This is a genomic window from Mesorhizobium sp. NZP2077, assembly GCF_013170805.1.
GTDB lineage: Bacteria > Pseudomonadota > Alphaproteobacteria > Rhizobiales > Rhizobiaceae > Mesorhizobium.
Map to the genome: position 1 here is coordinate 1,496,818 of NZ_CP051293.1, position 15,292 is coordinate 1,512,109.

The following is a 15,292-nucleotide window of genomic DNA, read 5'->3' on the forward strand; positions in this document are numbered from 1 at the left end:
TCTTTGTTTTGCGCAACCGGGCGTTATGGCAAGTGGGCAAGCAAGGTGGCAAAGACAGGGGTCAGTTCCTCGATCGGGCTCGCCTTGGCGCAAGCCTGCACGATGCGGTCGTGACGGATATCGGCAGCCAGGATCGCGATCTCCAGCATGTCCGGTTCCGGCGCGCCGTCGCGGCCGGTTGTCGCCAGGCCGCAGGCCAGAACGACCGGCGCCAAACAACTTATATCGAGCGCCCGACCACCAATCGCGGCCATTTCGGGCGCGGCCTCGCCAAAGCGGACGGGACGCTGGTTGAGCAACTCGACCAGCAGCGCCGCGCAGGTGGCCGCGATCGCCTGCAGTCCAGCGCCGGGAGCGGTCAGGGCGGCCAGCAGATCGCCGTGGCGCTTGCGCATCGTGGCATGCACGGCGGCAAAATCGGCTTCATGGATGCGGGCATTGTCGATCTTCAACCCGGCAAGCACCGCCTTGGTCAGATAGTACATGTCGCGCCGAAACAGGCGCTCAGCGCCCAACTGCCGCTCTTCGTTTCCGGCCGGGAAATAGGTGCCGAGGCCTTTTACGGTCGTGCCGTCCACCTTGATCGGGCGCTCATGCGGGACAAAGGATTCGGCGATCGACAGCGCTTCGTCGAAGGCGCTGGCGGCATGGCTGAGCAGGCCCTCGATGCCCTTGCCCGGAAACGGCGGCAAATGGCTGGTTGCTTCGCGCAGGACGCTAGCGTTGCCGGTGCCGTCATGGCGGCTTTGGCGGATGATGTCGCGGACTTCCCGCAACCGGTCCTTCAGGTTGACGCGGACGTCTTCGGAGATTTGTCGGAGCATCGCGGATCGCCTCGAAAGTGCCGTGGAGGGCGGCCAGCAGGGGGCCTGCCACCAACTCTACATTGTTCCTATCGATTGGTAGATCAATAGGCGATACTAGACCAGCATGCAGAATCGGCGACAGCGCGCTTGTCCGTCGCCGCGGGGGAGGGATGATTTGGCCAGGCGACGACAATCCGGAGAGGGGCGGGCCGACGAGGGGCGGATAGGAGTCGAAGCGACCGAGCAGATCGCTAGCGAAAGCCGGACGGACCGCCTCAGGATTCGCGCCGCGTGGATGTATTTCGTCGAGCAGATGACGCAGAACGAGATTGCCGACGTGCTTGGCGTTGGCCGCGTCACCATCGTGCGCATGCTGGCCGAGGCGCGGGCGCGCAACGAGGTGAAGATCACCATCGAGAGCGAATTGTCGGAGATCGTGCGGCTGGAGCGCGCGCTGGAGCGGACGTTTGGCCTGCAGCAGGCGCTGGTGGCGCCGCTGACCGCGCCCAATGCCGATCCGATCCCGGCAATCAGCGCCAAGACCGGCAGTTTTCTATCCGACACGATGAAATCGGGTATGCGCGTCGGTGTCGGCTGGGGCCAGACGCTGTTTTCGAGCCTGCCCTTCATCAGCGCCAAATCGCTCACCGACTTCAAGGTCATTTCGCTGCTTGGGGGTGTCGGCGTCGTGCGGCGTTACAATCCGGCCGAGTTCGCCTGGCGCTTCGCGCAAATCTTCCAGGGCGACGGCTACCTGATCCCGACGCCGGCCGTCGTCGACAGCGTCGAGACCAAGATCGCGCTGGTCGAGCGCTGCGGCCTGCAGGAGGTTTTTGAGATGGCCAACGTGCTCGATGCCGTTCTGTTGAGCGTCGGCGGCATTGCTTCGGCCACCACCTTTTCTCGCGGCGGCTTTCTCAGGGAAGCGGACCGGGAGGCCCTGCTAGCGCGCGGCGCGGTCGGCGACCTTCTGTTCCATTTCTTCGACCGCAATGGCGATCTGGTCGACCATCCCGTCAACAGCCACGTGATGTCGGTGGAGGTCGACCGTCTGCGCGCGGCGCCAATCCGCATCCTCACCTCCGGCGGTGCGGAGAAGACCGAGGCGCTGCTAGGCGCGATGCACCTGATCGCGCCGACCATCCTTATCACCGACGAGGAAAGCGCCAAGCGCATGCTCGAGGCGGTCAGCGCAAGCTGAAGGACCCCGTGATGTAATCGGGCCAGGCCTGCTGCTCGTCGAAAACGGCGGCAAGATCCGGTGTGTCCGCCAATATTCCGCCGAGCACCAGCGCCGTGGCGATGCCGGCGCCGTTGCCACCTGATATGTCGTGCTCGACGCTGTCGCCGATGCAGACCACGCTTTTGCGGTCCGGCTCGCCGGCCAGCGCCAGGGCCGCGTCGAAAATCGCTGGATAGGGCTTGCCGATGCGGGTGACGCTGCCGCCCAGGCTTTCGTAGAGATCGGCGATCTCGCCGGCGCCGAAGCGGGGTCCGACCGCCGTCAGCATGATCCTGTCGGGATTGGTGCAGAAGCACGGCACCTTTCGCGCTGCCGCCGGGGCGAGCAGCTGGCGGTAATGGTCGAGGTCGTAGCGATCGCCCTCGCTGGCCGAGATCAGCACCAGTTCGGCGTCTTCACCGGCCTTCGTCAGCAAGAAGGGCAGGCCTTCGATCGCCGTGCGGTCGTTGTCGCGGCTGATCAGCAAGCATTTTGTCTCAGGGCGCAGCTTTCCCGATGCCGCCATGTCATCAAAGGACCGCCATGCAACCTCGCCGGAGGAGACAAAATGGTCCCAACTGCCGGCGGCGAAGCCGAGCTTCAGCAGGCGATCCTCATTGGGCCTGGCGCGCTTGCCGGAATTGGAGATCAGCACCACCGTCTTGCCGGCGCGCTTCAGCGCCGACAACGCCTCCACCGCTCCTGGATAAGGACCCTGGCCGTCATGCAGCACACCGAACTGGTCGAGCAGGAAGACCTGGTAGCGCTCAGCCAGCGGTCCGATGCCGTCGAGGCGTTCGATGGTTTTCGCACTCATAGGAGGCCCGCCTTGCTTGCACCCTTCAGTGCCAGCCGCGCCGTGCCTGCGGCCGCCTCATCGGAAAGCGTGGGCAGGAAATCGACACCGAGCTTGCGCTGCCGGATTGCCGTCCAGGCCTTGTTTGCTGCGCCGCCGCCGACACTCCTGACCGAGGTCAGCGCCGGTGCGCCGAGTTCGGCAAGCCGGCGGTAACCGAGTGCCTCGATCGCGGCCATGCCTTCGAACATCGCCTTGAGATAGTCGGCGTCGTCAGCCGGGCGTGGCGCAAGGCGCGGCGGCAGTGCTGGGTCGGCGACGGGAAACCGTTCGCCCGCTATACTAAGAGGATAATAGTCGAGGCCGGTCTCGGTCGTCGGGTCGATTGCGGCACTGAGTTCGATGATGCGCGCCAGCGGAAAATGCTGCGCCAGCACCTTGCCGCCGGAATTCGACGCGCCGCCGGCGAGCCAGGCGTCGCCGAGGCGATGGCTGTAGATGCCGAAGCGCGGCGCCGAGATCGGGCGGTCGGACAGGATCTTGATGGTCAGCGATGATCCCAGCGCCGTGACGCCGTCGCCGGCTGATGTGGCGCCCGTCGCCAGGAACGAGGCGCAGCCATCCGTGGTGCCGGCGACCACGACCACGTCACGCGGCAGGCCGAACAGCTTCGCGGCGGCCGGGGTGAGCGTGCCGGTGACATCGCCCGGCTCGACGACGTCAGGTAGCAAGTCCATGCGCATGCCGGTGGCCGCGATCCAGTCCGGCCAGCGGCGGGCCTCGACGTCATAGCCTGTCTTCAGCGCATTGTTCTCGTCGCTGATGTCGAAGCGGCCAGACAGATTTCCGGCGATCCAGTCGGCCTGGTGCAGCACGGCCACGATGCCTGTCAAATGCTGGAAGCGCAGCGCCTTGGCGAGGCCTGAAGTGGCGCCATGCGCGGCGCTCGCCTCCGGCGCCTCGCGGGCGATGGCGGCCAGAATGTCGGCGTCGGCGACCTTGTCGTTGTACATCAGCGGCTCGGCCAAGGGTCGCCCGGCGTAGTCGACCGGCAGCAGCGTGCCCGACGTGCCGTCGACGGCGATGGCGCGGACCGCAGCGCGGTCAATGCTGGAAAGCAGATCCGTCAGAGCCGCCTGGACCGCTTGCCACCACGCCGAAGGGTCGCGGGGATTTTGGCCGAATCTGTCGAGGCGGACTGCGGACTGGCCGGCAATCGAAAAATCCGGGCGCATGGCGACGGCGCGCGCGCCCGACGTGCCGATATCGATGCCGATGACAAGGGGCATCATGTCTTCAGTCCTTTGCTAGCCGCCTGCGGCATTCAGCTTCTGGCGATACTGCTCGGCGTCCCAATTGACCAGTTCATCATTCTCGGCGGCGGTGAGATAGTTCAATCGTGCCGCGACATCGACGCGTGCCGTCACATCGGCGAGGCAGCGCTGCATGGCGTCGGCGCCGGCGCTGGCGTCGCGGCGCATCAGCGCGCCGGTGCCGGGAAACAGGATCGCCATGGGCGCCGCGCCGAGCCGTGCGGTGACACCGGCCGCATCCTCACCCGGTCTCGCCACCACCGAGCCCGGGCCGAGGAAGATGACATGGTCAGGATAGAGGCTGCCGGCTTCAGCCATGCGGCGGCTTTCCGGATCGATTGCGACCGCATGGGCTTCGGCATCCGCCGGCAATCGGTAGAAGCTGTCAGCGGCAAGCTCCGTCAGAGCCGCGATGTCGGGCGCGGCGGTCGCGCGCGCCGGGCGCGCCAGCAGTGACCGGACGCGGCGGAGCAGGCGGTCCGCCTCGGCGACGGTTTCGGCGGCGACGACCAGCCCGTGATTGCCAAGGATTAGCACGTCGACACCAGGGCGCAGTTTCTCGGCAATGCCGCGGGCAAGCGGCAGGCCTGGCCGGCAGTAGGGTACGTAAGCCCATTCGATGCCGGCGAGCCGCCTGGCGACCTCGGCCTCGCCATCGGTCTGCACGGCAAGCGAAATCGTGTCGACGCAATGCACATGCAGCACCACGCGTTGCGGCATCAAGGCGTGCACCGTGGTTTCGATCGACGGGCGCAGGCCGCGCGGATTGAGTTCATCGATTGCAAAGGCCTGCGGCGTGTCGGCGGCCGGATCGCGCTCGTCGACCGCCTTGAGCAGCGGCGCCATCGCCACCGGCACCACGATGTCGTGGGTGAGCGCATCCTTCAGCCAGGTGCCGGATGCCTTGATCCACAGCGTGTCGCCGGCCTTGAGCGAAGTGTTGCCACCCGCCGCCTGGGTCATATGCGGGTTTAGCCCGATGCTGGCTGAAAGAGCCCGCAAGGCTGCCAGTTCCTGCGCATCAGCTTGGGTTGCCATGGCGCCTTTCCCTCAACGCTTGCGCGGAATCCCGTCGCCCGGGCCGCTGTTGGCGCTGATATCGCAGATATGAGTGATCTGCGTCAACAGTGATCTACTATCGTCAAAACTGGCTTGCAATCTGACTAATGTTGAGTAAGTTGCGCCAATTGCCATGGAGAAATGGCATTGGGAGGAAAAAGTTGAGCGACCTCGGCCGCCAGCGTCAGATCGTCGAATTGCTGCGGGACCGCCCGTTCGCCTCGGTGCGCGAGCTGCAGGAGCGGCTTGGCGTTTCGGCGGCGACGGTGAGGCGCGATATCGATCGAATCGACGAGGCCGGCGAGGCGCGGAAGGTCTATGGCGGCATCTCAGCGCTCGACGGCGCTTCACAGGCAGGCGTTGCCTATGCCCGACCCTATGATGAGAACCGCGACCTCGCGGTCGAAGCCAAGCGACAGATCGCTGCTCTCGCAGCGACCATGGTGCGCGACGGTGACGCGGTCATCGTCCATGGCGGCTCGACGTGTTTCCATCTCGGCGTCAAGCTCGCCGACCGCAACATCCGCCTCTACACCAATTCGATGCCGCTCGCGGCCTATCTCAGCGACCATGGCCATTGCAGCCTGACGGTTGCCGGTGGCGACCTGCATCGCGAGCCCGGCATCATCCATTCGCAGACTCAGGCAACGCCCTTCTACGCCTCGAAGTTCTTTCTCGGCGCGCAAGGCCTCAACCAGGAGGGACTGCTGGAATCGCATCCGTTGCTGGTGCGCTCCATCGTTGAACTCAGCCTCTGCGCCGACCAGATCGTGGTGTTGGCCGACAGCCGCAAACTGTCGATCCACGCGCGCAATGTCGCCCTGCCGCTGGCGCGCATCGGCACGCTGGTGACTGACGACGGCCTCTCCGACACCGATGCACGCATGCTGGAAGACGCCGGCGTCATGGTGCGGATTGCGTCCACCTCGGGAGCCGTCCCGTGAAAGTGGCGGTGCTCGATTTCGGCAAGACCAATTCGAAGCTGTTCGTCTTCGGTGAGGACGGACGCATCCTCGACGAGCGCCGGACCCAGCCCAAATGGACGCGCCAGGACGGCTTCAGCGTGCTCGACGAGGCCGCTCTCCATGACTGGGCGCTGGGTGCCGTCACGGACGCGGTCGAAAGCCATGGCGTCGAAGGGGTGATGGTGTCGGGCCATGGCTGCACCTTTGCTCTCGTGGACGACGCGGCGCTGACGCATCCGATCCTCGACTACGAGCAGGAGCCGCCGGCCGAAATCGCCACGCGGATCGATCGCCGCATTCCGGATTTTGCCGAGACGTTCTCGCCCCGCCTGCCGCTTGGGTTCAACTATGGCCGCCACATGCTGTGGCTGCAGGCGGTCGATCCCGGCGCGTTCGCTGCGGCGAAATCGATCCTCGGCTATCCCCAATACTGGAGCTGGCGCCTCGGTGGCCGACCGGTCAGCGAAGTGTCCTATCTCGGCTGCCATTCGCATTTGTGGGCGCCGCGCAAACGGGATTTTTCGTCGTTGGTCGATGCCGAGGGGTGGCGCGGCCAGATGCCGGCCTTCGCGCGCGCCGGCGCGGTCATCGGCGAGCGGCGTCTTGGTGACGCGTCACGGCCAATCGCCATACACAATGGCGTCCACGATTCGAATGCGGCGCTCTATGCCTATCGCCGGCAAGAGCTTGGCCCGCTGACCGTGGTGTCGACCGGCACCTGGGTCATCGTGCTCAATCCCGCCTGCCCGCTGGAAGCGCTCGACCGTGACCGCGACATGCTGGTCAATGTCGATGTCGACGGCCGCTCGGTGCCGACCATCCGTTTCATGGGTGGCCGCGAATTCGCCACCATAAGCGGCGGCTGGCAAGGCGCGATCCCGCATGGCTCGATACAGCAGGCGATCGACGCCGGCCTCATGGCGTTGCCGAGCTTCGCGCCCGGCGGGCCGATATCGGGCCATCGTGGCGAAATCATCGGCGGTACGCCCGGCGCCGAGCAACGCGCTGCGGTGGCGCTGCTTTATGTGGCGCTTATGGTCGACCTCTGCCTCGACCTCATCCATTCGCAAAACACCATCATCGTCGATGGCGGGCTGAACACGGGCGGTCTGCTGGCCGGTCTGCTGGCGCAGTTGCGTCCCGGCCAGGCTTTTCTGCAGGGCGCCACGCTGGAAGGCAGCGCCACGGGTGCGGCGGCGCTCGCCTTCGAAAGCGTCGGCCGCGATTTCGCCGCCGAGGCGCCGGAGCCGGTGCATGCGACGCGCTTCACCGGCCTTACCGGCTACCGCGACGGCTGGCGCGATCTCGTTGCCGGCCATGGCAGCGTCGCCAAGACGGCGGGAGGCGCACGATGATCGCGGCGGCCAAGACCGAGACGGCGCGCCGGCCGGTGCTGGAGATGCGCCACATCACCAAGACGTTTGGCGCAGTCCGCGCCTTGCAGGATGTGTCGCTGTCCGTTCACGCCGGTGAAGTCCACGCGCTGATGGGGGAAAACGGCGCCGGCAAATCGACGCTGATGAAGGTGCTGTCGGGCGCCTATCGCCCGGATGCCGGCGGCGAGATCCTGATCGATGGCGTGCCCGCCGCGACCGGCGATCCGGTCAAGGCGCGCGCCGCCGGCATCGCGGTGATCTATCAGGAGCTGTCGCTGGCGCCCAATCTGACGGTGGCGCAGAACATCTTCCTCGGCAATGAGCCGCGGCGCTTCGGCATTGTCGACCGCGACCAATGCAGCCGGCGTGCGAACGAAATCATCGCGCGGCTCGGCGTCTCCTTCTCGGCGCGTGCGCTGGTCTCCAGCCTGTCGCTTGGCGAGCGACAACTGGTCGAGATCGCCCGCGCCTTGTCGACCAATGCGCGCATCATCGTCATGGATGAGCCGACGACCTCGCTGACCTCGCGCGAGACCGACCGGCTGTTTGAGGTGATCGCGACGCTGAAAGCGCAAGGCATCGCCATCATCTACATCAGCCATCGCATGGAAGAGGTCTACCAGCTCGCCGACCGCGTCAGCGTGCTGCGCGACAGCGGCTATGTCGGCACGCTGGAGCGCGCCGACCTCAACGCCTCGCGGCTGGTGTCGATGATGGTCGGCCGCGATCTCTCCGCCTTCTACAAGAAGGACCATCGCCCGCCGGACGAAAAGCGCGCCGTCGCGCTCTCGGTGCGCGGCATGTCCGACGACCGTCTGCTGAAGAACTGTTCGTTCGACCTGCACAAGGGCGAGGTGCTGGCGCTGGCGGGTCTCGTCGGCTCCGGCCGCACCGAGCTTGCCCGGCTGATCTTCGGCGCCGACAGGCGGACATCAGGCACGCTGGAACTCGACGGCAAGCCTGTAACCATCGGCTCGCCGCGCGAGGCGCTCGATGCCGGCATCGCTTATCTCACCGAGGACCGCAAGGAACTCGGCCTGTTCCTCGACATGTCTATTTCCGACAACATCAGCATGGGCGTGCTGGCCAGGGACGCGCGGGCCGGCGGATTTCGCGACTTCACCGCCGCCGAAAGGCGCGCGTCAAAGGCCATTGCGGACCTGTCGATCCGCACCCGCTCGGCGCAGACCAATGCCGGCTCGCTGTCGGGCGGCAACCAGCAGAAGGTGCTGCTTGCCCGACTGCTGGAGACCGAGCCGAAGGTCGTCATCCTCGACGAGCCGACCCGTGGCGTCGATGTCGGCGCCAAGTCGGAAATCTACCGGCTGATCGACAATCTCGCCAACAGCGGCATCGCCATCCTGATGATCTCCAGCGAATTGCCCGAGGTGATCGGCGTCGCCGACCGCGTGCTGGTGATGCGCGACGGCACTATCGCGGGCGAGGCGACGGCATCCGAAGGCGAGCCGCTGCGCCAGGAAGCGATCATGGAACTTGCGACGGGAGCGGCCCAGGGATGACCGACAGAACGACGACGAGCGTGGATCAGGCGACGGTCAGGAGCCGGCGGCTGCGTGCGGCCTTTGCCGCGCTCGGCATGCTGCCTGTGCTGGTGCTGCTGGCGGCGGGCTTCCAGTTCATCAATCCCCGCTTCCTGACCGAGACCAACCTGCTCATCGTCACGCAGCAATCGTCGATCAATATCGTGCTTGCCGCCGGCATGACCTTCGTCATCCTGACCGGCGGCATCGACCTGTCGGTCGGTTCCATCCTCGCCGCCGCGGCGATGGTGGCGGTGATGGTGTCGCTGGTGCCGGACTGGGGCCTGCTGGGCGTGCCGGCGGCCATTCTGGTTGGTCTCGGCTTCGGCCTCATCAACGGGCTGCTCGTTGCCTATATCAGGCTGCCGCCCTTCATCGTCACGCTGGGTTCACTGACTGCCGTGCGCGGCATTGCCCGCCTGCTCGGGCAGGACACGACCGTGTTCAACTCGGACCTGCCGTTCGATTTCATCGGCAATGGTTCGCTCTTCGGCATTCCCTGGCTGGTCATCATCGCGCTCAGCGTGGTGGTGTTGTCCTGGCTGGTGCTCAAGCGCACCGTGCTCGGCACCTGGATTTACGCTGTCGGCGGCAATGCCGAGGCGGCGCGGCTGACCGGCATCAAAGTGCCGCTGGTGCTGCTCTTCGTCTATGGCGTCTCCGGCCTGCTCGCCGGTCTCGGCGGCGCCATGTCGGCGGCAAGGCTTTACGCCGCCAACGGCCTGCAGCTCGGCCAGTCCTACGAGCTCGACGCCATCGCCGCCGTCATCCTCGGCGGCACCAGCTTCGTCGGCGGCGTCGGCTCGATCTGGGGCACGCTGATCGGCGGCCTGATCATCGCGGTGCTGTCCAACGGGCTCATCTTGGCCGGTGTCTCGGACATCTGGCAGTACATCATCAAGGGATTGGTCATCATCGTGGCGGTCGCCCTCGACCGCTACCGGCTCCAGGCAGGGGCAAGAACGTGAGTGACCTGGTCGCCGGCATCAACGACCGGCTTGTGTAACGCACCGCGAGAGGCGCGGGGCATCAGGAGGAAGTAAGCGTAATGAAGATCATAGCCAAATTGCTCTGCGGCGCCGCATTCGCGGCCGTCGCCATCGCGCCGGCATCGGCCAAGGACCTCAACAAGGTCGGCATCTCGGTCGGCCTGCTCGGCAACCCTTTCTTCGTCGCCACGATCAAGGGCATCGAGGACGCGGCCAAGAAGATCAATCCGAAGGTCGAGGTGACGTCGGTGTCGGCCGACTACGACCTCAACAAGCAGGTCTCGCAGGTCGATTCCTTTATTGCCGCCGGCGTCGACGTGATCATGCTCAACGCCGTCGATGCCAAGGCGATCGCGCCGGCGGTGAAGAAGGCGCAGGCTGCCGGCATCATCGTTGCCGCCTTCGACGTTTCGGCGCCGGGCGCCGACGTCACCGTGATGACCAACAACGTCAAGGCCGGCGAAGAGGCCTGCCAGTACCTGGTCGACCACACCGGCGGCAAGGGCGATTACGTCATTCTCAACGGTCCGGCCTCGTCGTCGATCCTGGAGCGGGTCAAGGGCTGCAAGAATGTGCTTGCGCAGCATCCCGACATCAAGATCCTGTCCGACGACCAGAACGCCGAAGGCTCGCGCGACGGCGGCCTGAAAGTGTTCCAGTCGCTGCTCACCCGCTTCGACAAGATCGACGCGGTGTTCGCCATCAATGATCCGACGGCGATCGGCGCCCAGCTCGCCGCCAAGCAGCTCAACCGCTCCGAGTTCATCTTTACCGCGGTCGACGGCGCGCCCGATATCGAAAAGGAGCTTTCTTCCGGCAAGTCGATGATCAAGGCCTCGGCCTCGCAGGACCCCTACGTGATGGCCGGCCAGTCGCTGACGATGGCCGCTGAATTGCTGGCCGGCAAGAAGCCGGCGGAACCGATCGTGCTGCTCGATCCCAAGCTGATCACCGCCGAGAACCTGAAGGACTACAAGGGCTGGACCGCGGCCCGCTGATCACTCCAACAAGCGCGGGCCGGTTGACCCGGCCGCGCCCTCCTCATCCGCAAACCGGAGACGATCATGTCGCGCATTGGAATCCATTCTTTCGTCTGGTCGGCGAGTTCGGCGCAAGGCGAGCTCGAACGCGCGCTGGCCAACACGCGAGAGGCCGGCTTCGACCTGATCGAATTCTCCTATCTCGACCCTGCCGATGTCGACATTGGCGGGCTCGCGAAGCGTATCGCCGATCTCGGCCTCGGCGTGGCGATCAGCATCGGATTGCCTGCTGACGGCGACATTTCCAGCGCCGACAAGGCGATTGCGACGCGCGGCGTCGAGATCCTCAACCAGACCATCGCGCTGACGCGCGACCTTGGCGGCGGCAAGGTCGCCGGCATCCTGTCGGCCAGCCATGGCTTGCAGGTCCAGGCGCCGACGCGTGATCAGTGGAACCGCAGCGCAGCAGTGCTGGCCAAGGTCGCCGAGACAGCGAAGGCGGCCGGTGTCACGCTCAATCTCGAGATCGTCAACCGCTTCGAAAGCAATCTGCTCAACACCGCCGCGCAAGGTCTCGCTTTCATCGAGGACACCGGTTCGGACAACATCTTCCTGCATCTCGACACGTTCCACATGAATATCGAGGAAGCCGATGTCGGGCTCGCCATCCGCCACGCCGCGGGCAAGATCGGCTATGTCCATATCGGCGAGAGCCATCGCGGCTTCCTCGGCACCGGCAATATCGACTTTGCAGCGATATTCGATGCGCTGACCGCGATCGGCTATGCCGACGATCTCAGCTTCGAATCCTTCTCGTCGGAGATTGTCGACGAGAACCTGTCGAAGAAGACCGCGATCTGGCGCAATCTGTGGACCGACAATATGGCACTCGCCAAGCACGCGCGCGCCTTCATCGGCCTTGGGCTGGAGACGGCGCGGCGCAAGGCGGAACTGGTCTCGGCTCGGCACAGGCCATAGGGCGGTCGCGGGCGGCAGGACTTTCCAAGCTGCTGAACGCCGCTCGTTCTCGTGACGCATGCATTGCTCCCGTCATGTGCATGGGCTATCCGACCCTCTGCGATACATGAAGCAGAAGGAGCCAGGCATGACGAACAAGACGATCCTCAAATTCGGCCCCGTCGAACACGCGGAAGCCGGCGACCTGCCTGGCTGGATCGTGGTCGAGGGCCACCCGACCATGCAAACCGCCGTCCAGCACACGACCGCGGACGGCAAGGTCATCTCGGGCACGTGGCGCGCGTCGCCCGGCACCTATCATGCGACCTACACCGACTATGAGTTCGTGCACATGATCGCCGGCCGCATCGTCATCACCCCCGACGGCGGCACGCCGGTCGAAGTCGGCCCCGGCGACGCTTTCGTGGTGGAAGCCGATTTCAAGGGAACCTGGAAGATAATCGAGCCGGTGACCAAGCATTTCGTAGTCAGGGTTGGCTAACGCCCCGGCCTCGATGACGCCAAGCAGGCAGGTCGGCAATGTGCCGACCTGCAATACTTTTCTTCAATCCGGCTGCCTTCATCTGTGCCAATTCGACCTGAGTAATCTTGTTCAGGGCTTTCCCGCGGCCATCACACTGGACCGATCAGGCGGGCCCAAACGCCGCATTGACCTGGCCGGGCATCGGCAGTCTCCTTAGGATCGCCCCCCGCGTTCAGCGGCTGATCGAGGAGACGACAGATGCATCGGCGTGGTTTTCTGGCGGCAGGTCTTGCGACGGTTCTTGTGAGCGAGCGTGCGGTTGCTCAGATGAAGATGGACGACATGCCCGGCATGGATATGGGCGATCACGCAGGCCAAGGCGCGGCCGTTTTGCCTGAAGGCGAGGCGTTGCGCGAATTGCCCCTGCTGGCGAACGAAGCCAGTGCGCCCGGCCTGTTCAAGGCGACGCTGACCGCCGGGTCCGCCACGGTGCGTTTTGCCGAAGGACTGGACACGCCGATCCTCGGTTACAACGGCACCAGCCCCGGGCCGCTGATCGAGGCGGTCGAAGGCGACAGGGTCGAGATCACCTTCGCCAACCGGATTGCGGACGAGGCAAGCACCATCCACTGGCATGGCATGCCAGTGCCCGCCGACCAGGACGGCAATCCGATGGACCCGGTCGTGACCGGCACCGATCGCACCTACAGCTTCGACCTGCCGGAAGGCAGCGCCGGCTCATACTGGTATCACCCGCATCCGCACGGCAAGACGGCCGAGCAGGTCTATCGCGGCCTTGCCGGCGCGTTCGTGGTCAAGCCGAAGGCCGATCCGATCCCGGCCGCCTATGGCGACACCGTGCTGGTGTTCACCGACCTGCGCCTTGCGGCCGATGGCACCTTGCCCGACAACACGATGACGGACCTGATGAACGGGCGCGTCGGCGACCATGTGCTGGTCAACGGACAGAAGAATCCGACACTGACGGTCCCCTGTGGCACGATGCGGCGCTTCCGGTTCTACAATGCGACCAACGCGCGCTTTTTGCGGCTCTCCTTTGGCGCTGCGGCGATGACGATCATCGGAACGGACGGCGGTCTGCTGGAGGCCCCAGTCGCAGCCGGCGACATCCTGCTCAGCCCGGCGGAACGGCTTGAACTGGTCGTCTCTTTCGACAAACCCGGCGCGGCGACGCTTGCCACGCTCGACTATGACCGCGGCTGGATGGGTCCAGGGCGGCCTGCCGATGCCGGGCTGACGCTGCTGACGGTCAATGTCTCGCAGATTGAGGCGGATCCCGTTCCGCCACTGCCCGACAGGCTGCGACCGATCGCGCAGCTCGGCGCTCCTGTCGTCAGCCGACGTTTCGTCTTCACCGAAACCATGACCATGAACGCCAGCGGCATGGAGATGGGGTTCCTGATCAACGGCGCCGCATTCGATATGAACCGCACCGACGTCATCGCCAAGGCAGGCGAGGTCGAACTCTGGGAGATCGTCAACCAGGCGGACATGGATCATCCATTCCATGTGCATGGGACGCAGTTCCAGGTGATCGAGCACGAACGTAGCGGCACCATATCAAAGCCGGCCTATCGCGCCTGGAAAGACACCGTCAATGTCGCGCGCGGAGAGACGGTGCGGCTGCTGTTGCGGCAGGACCGGCCGGGGCCGAGGATGTACCACTGCCACATCCTCGAGCATGAGCAGCTCGGCATGATGGGCATTGTCGACGTGCGGGCATAGTCCGGCGTGGTGGCGCTCTATGGCGCGTTGTTCATCAGCGCGTTCCTCGCCGCAACCGTCCTGCCGGTCTCGTCGGAGGCGGTGCTTGCCGGCCTTGTCGTCTCCGGCCGTGGTGATCCCGTGCTGCTCCTTGCCGTTGCCGCGATCGGCAATACGCTCGGCTCCGTGGTGAACTGGATTCTGGGGCGTGGCATCGACACGCTGCGGAACAGGCGCTGGTTTCCCGTCACTCCCGATCGCTATGAGCAGGCATGCCAACGTTCCGGCGCTTTGGCGAATGGACACTATTGTTTGCGTGGCTGCCGGTTGTCGGAGATGCTCTCACGCTTGCGGCGGGCGCCGCACGCGTGAACCTCGGCGTGTTCGTCGCTCTTGTGGCGATAGGCAAGGCCGCACGCTATGCGGTGATCATTGCGGGAGGCTTGTGGGCGGTGGCTTGATCAGCCGGTCATTCCGAGAGGCAGTGTTCGAACGGCCGACGATCATGCTTTGCACGACACTATCGCGCAACAAAACGAAATGCGCCAGGGCACCCAGGACGTGAATGCCGGTAAGTCCAAGCATTATCCAGACCAGCTTGGCATGGACGAACGCGAAGCCCCTTGCCGATAGCGCGCCGACGGATGGCGCCAACGGTACAGGCAGGCTTCCGAAAAGCCGTGCGGGAGGCATGAAGGGCATTGGCCGGTAGCCCAGCCATCCCGTTATCAGGACGGCGAGGATCGTGATGTAGAGAAACATATGGAAGAAAGCCGTCGCAAACCGCACGAACCGTGAGGTTGGCCGGACAGGGGCCTGGGTGGAGCTGCGCCAGCAAAGCCTGAGGACGATGATGGCCAGGATGGTCACGCCGATCGACATGTGAAGCGGCAGCCAGTTCATCATCGTCATCCCCGGCCCTCTCATCGGTCCGAAGGCAATGGCGATCTGCGCCGCGAGCGCGATCACCGTCAGCCAATGCAGCAGACGAATGCCGAAATGCCAATGCGGGCTAGGCACCTCTCACTCGACGGCTCGACGTCTATCAACGGTGCGCATGAGGGCGTGATGTCTTCGAC

General features: G+C 65.1%; 15 protein-coding genes. 10 read left to right on the forward strand and 5 right to left on the reverse strand.

Features of this window, described 5'->3' with window-relative positions:
• Positions 1-23: 23 nt before the first annotated feature.
• Positions 24-824, reverse strand: coding sequence for a hypothetical protein (locus HGP13_RS07355; RefSeq protein WP_172223338.1), 801 nt, complete (start codon positions 822-824; stop codon positions 24-26).
• A gap of 157 nt (positions 825-981) precedes the next feature.
• Here HGP13_RS07355 and HGP13_RS07360 point away from each other — a divergent pair, with 157 nt between their 5' ends.
• Positions 982-2,007, forward strand: coding sequence for a sugar-binding transcriptional regulator (locus tag HGP13_RS07360; protein ID WP_246707307.1), 1,026 nt, complete (start codon positions 982-984; stop codon positions 2,005-2,007).
• Here the strand turns inward: HGP13_RS07360 and HGP13_RS07365 are convergent.
• The 3 genes from HGP13_RS07365 to HGP13_RS07375 are packed head-to-tail and all read right to left on the reverse strand — an operon-like array spanning position 1,994 to position 5,175.
• Positions 1,994-2,845: a TIGR01459 family HAD-type hydrolase gene (locus HGP13_RS07365; RefSeq protein WP_172223341.1), complete on the reverse strand. Its 852-nt coding sequence runs from the start codon at positions 2,843-2,845 to the stop codon at positions 1,994-1,996. The two genes, HGP13_RS07360 and HGP13_RS07365, sit on opposite strands and share 14 nt — an antisense overlap.
• Positions 2,842-4,116 (reverse strand): FGGY-family carbohydrate kinase, encoded by a 1,275-nt coding sequence (locus HGP13_RS07370; RefSeq protein WP_172223344.1) that lies wholly within the window; start codon positions 4,114-4,116, stop codon positions 2,842-2,844. Before HGP13_RS07370 ends, HGP13_RS07365 begins: the two co-directional genes overlap by 4 nt.
• 15 nt (positions 4,117-4,131) lie before the next feature.
• A complete protein-coding gene (locus HGP13_RS07375) occupies positions 4,132-5,175 on the reverse strand; it encodes a class II aldolase/adducin family protein (RefSeq protein WP_172223347.1) in 1,044 nt (347 codons plus the stop codon).
• Between the two features lie 182 nt (positions 5,176-5,357).
• Here HGP13_RS07375 and HGP13_RS07380 point away from each other — a divergent pair, with 182 nt between their 5' ends.
• The 9 genes from HGP13_RS07380 (at position 5,358) to HGP13_RS07420 (ending at position 14,585) form a co-directional block, all read left to right on the forward strand.
• Positions 5,358-6,140 (forward strand): DeoR/GlpR family DNA-binding transcription regulator, encoded by a 783-nt coding sequence (locus HGP13_RS07380; RefSeq protein ID WP_172223350.1) that lies wholly within the window; start codon positions 5,358-5,360, stop codon positions 6,138-6,140.
• Positions 6,137-7,516, forward strand: a complete 1,380-nt coding sequence (locus tag HGP13_RS07385; RefSeq protein ID WP_172223353.1) for an FGGY-family carbohydrate kinase — start codon at positions 6,137-6,139, stop codon at positions 7,514-7,516. Before HGP13_RS07380 ends, HGP13_RS07385 begins: the two co-directional genes overlap by 4 nt.
• Positions 7,513-9,057 carry a sugar ABC transporter ATP-binding protein gene (locus HGP13_RS07390; protein ID WP_172223357.1) on the forward strand — a complete coding sequence of 515 codons (1,545 nt, stop codon included), beginning with the start codon at positions 7,513-7,515 and terminating at the stop codon, positions 9,055-9,057. Before HGP13_RS07385 ends, HGP13_RS07390 begins: the two co-directional genes overlap by 4 nt.
• Entirely contained in the window at positions 9,054-10,046 is a 993-nt protein-coding gene (locus tag HGP13_RS07395; RefSeq protein ID WP_172223360.1) for a ribose ABC transporter permease, read from the forward strand. Before HGP13_RS07390 ends, HGP13_RS07395 begins: the two co-directional genes overlap by 4 nt.
• Positions 10,047-10,126: 80 nt before the next feature.
• The gene (locus HGP13_RS07400; RefSeq protein WP_172223364.1) at positions 10,127-11,065 is read left to right on the forward strand and encodes an ABC transporter substrate-binding protein; all 939 of its coding nucleotides are present in this window, start codon (positions 10,127-10,129) and stop codon (positions 11,063-11,065) included.
• 66 nt (positions 11,066-11,131) lie between these two features.
• The gene (locus tag HGP13_RS07405) at positions 11,132-12,025 is read left to right on the forward strand and encodes a sugar phosphate isomerase/epimerase (protein WP_172223367.1); all 894 of its coding nucleotides are present in this window, start codon (positions 11,132-11,134) and stop codon (positions 12,023-12,025) included.
• 127 nt (positions 12,026-12,152) lie between these two features.
• Positions 12,153-12,506: a cupin domain-containing protein gene (locus HGP13_RS07410; RefSeq protein ID WP_172223370.1), complete on the forward strand. Its 354-nt coding sequence runs from the start codon at positions 12,153-12,155 to the stop codon at positions 12,504-12,506.
• A 240-nt stretch (positions 12,507-12,746) separates the two neighbouring features.
• Positions 12,747-14,234 carry a multicopper oxidase family protein gene (locus HGP13_RS07415; RefSeq protein WP_172223373.1) on the forward strand — a complete coding sequence of 496 codons (1,488 nt, stop codon included), beginning with the start codon at positions 12,747-12,749 and terminating at the stop codon, positions 14,232-14,234.
• Between the two features lie 6 nt (positions 14,235-14,240).
• Positions 14,241-14,585, forward strand: a complete 345-nt coding sequence (locus tag HGP13_RS07420) for a hypothetical protein (protein ID WP_348647133.1) — start codon at positions 14,241-14,243, stop codon at positions 14,583-14,585.
• A 57-nt stretch (positions 14,586-14,642) separates the two neighbouring features.
• On the opposite strand, the gene HGP13_RS07425 is transcribed toward HGP13_RS07420, so the two are convergent.
• Positions 14,643-15,233, reverse strand: coding sequence for a cytochrome b (locus HGP13_RS07425; protein ID WP_172223376.1), 591 nt, complete (start codon positions 15,231-15,233; stop codon positions 14,643-14,645).
• Positions 15,234-15,292 lie beyond the last annotated feature (59 nt).

What these genes read in the sequence shown, in the direction of transcription:
- HGP13_RS07405 (WP_172223367.1), top strand. Translation starts at nt 11,132, where the DNA reads ATGTCGCGCATTGGAATCCATTCTTTCGTCTGGTCGGCGAGTTCGGCG.
- HGP13_RS07400 (WP_172223364.1), top strand. Translation starts at nt 10,127, where the DNA reads ATGAAGATCATAGCCAAATTGCTCTGCGGCGCCGCATTCGCGGCCGTC.
- HGP13_RS07370 (WP_172223344.1), bottom strand. Translation starts at nt 4,116, where the DNA reads ATGATGCCCCTTGTCATCGGCATCGATATCGGCACGTCGGGCGCGCGC.
- HGP13_RS07415 (WP_172223373.1), top strand. Translation starts at nt 12,747, where the DNA reads ATGCATCGGCGTGGTTTTCTGGCGGCAGGTCTTGCGACGGTTCTTGTG.
- HGP13_RS07355 (WP_172223338.1), bottom strand. Translation starts at nt 824, where the DNA reads ATGCTCCGACAAATCTCCGAAGACGTCCGCGTCAACCTGAAGGACCGG.
- HGP13_RS07365 (WP_172223341.1), bottom strand. Translation starts at nt 2,845, where the DNA reads ATGAGTGCGAAAACCATCGAACGCCTCGACGGCATCGGACCGCTGGCT.
- HGP13_RS07390 (WP_172223357.1), top strand. Translation starts at nt 7,513, where the DNA reads ATGATCGCGGCGGCCAAGACCGAGACGGCGCGCCGGCCGGTGCTGGAG.
- HGP13_RS07395 (WP_172223360.1), top strand. Translation starts at nt 9,054, where the DNA reads ATGACCGACAGAACGACGACGAGCGTGGATCAGGCGACGGTCAGGAGC.
- HGP13_RS07375 (WP_172223347.1), bottom strand. Translation starts at nt 5,175, where the DNA reads ATGGCAACCCAAGCTGATGCGCAGGAACTGGCAGCCTTGCGGGCTCTT.
- HGP13_RS07410 (WP_172223370.1), top strand. Translation starts at nt 12,153, where the DNA reads ATGACGAACAAGACGATCCTCAAATTCGGCCCCGTCGAACACGCGGAA.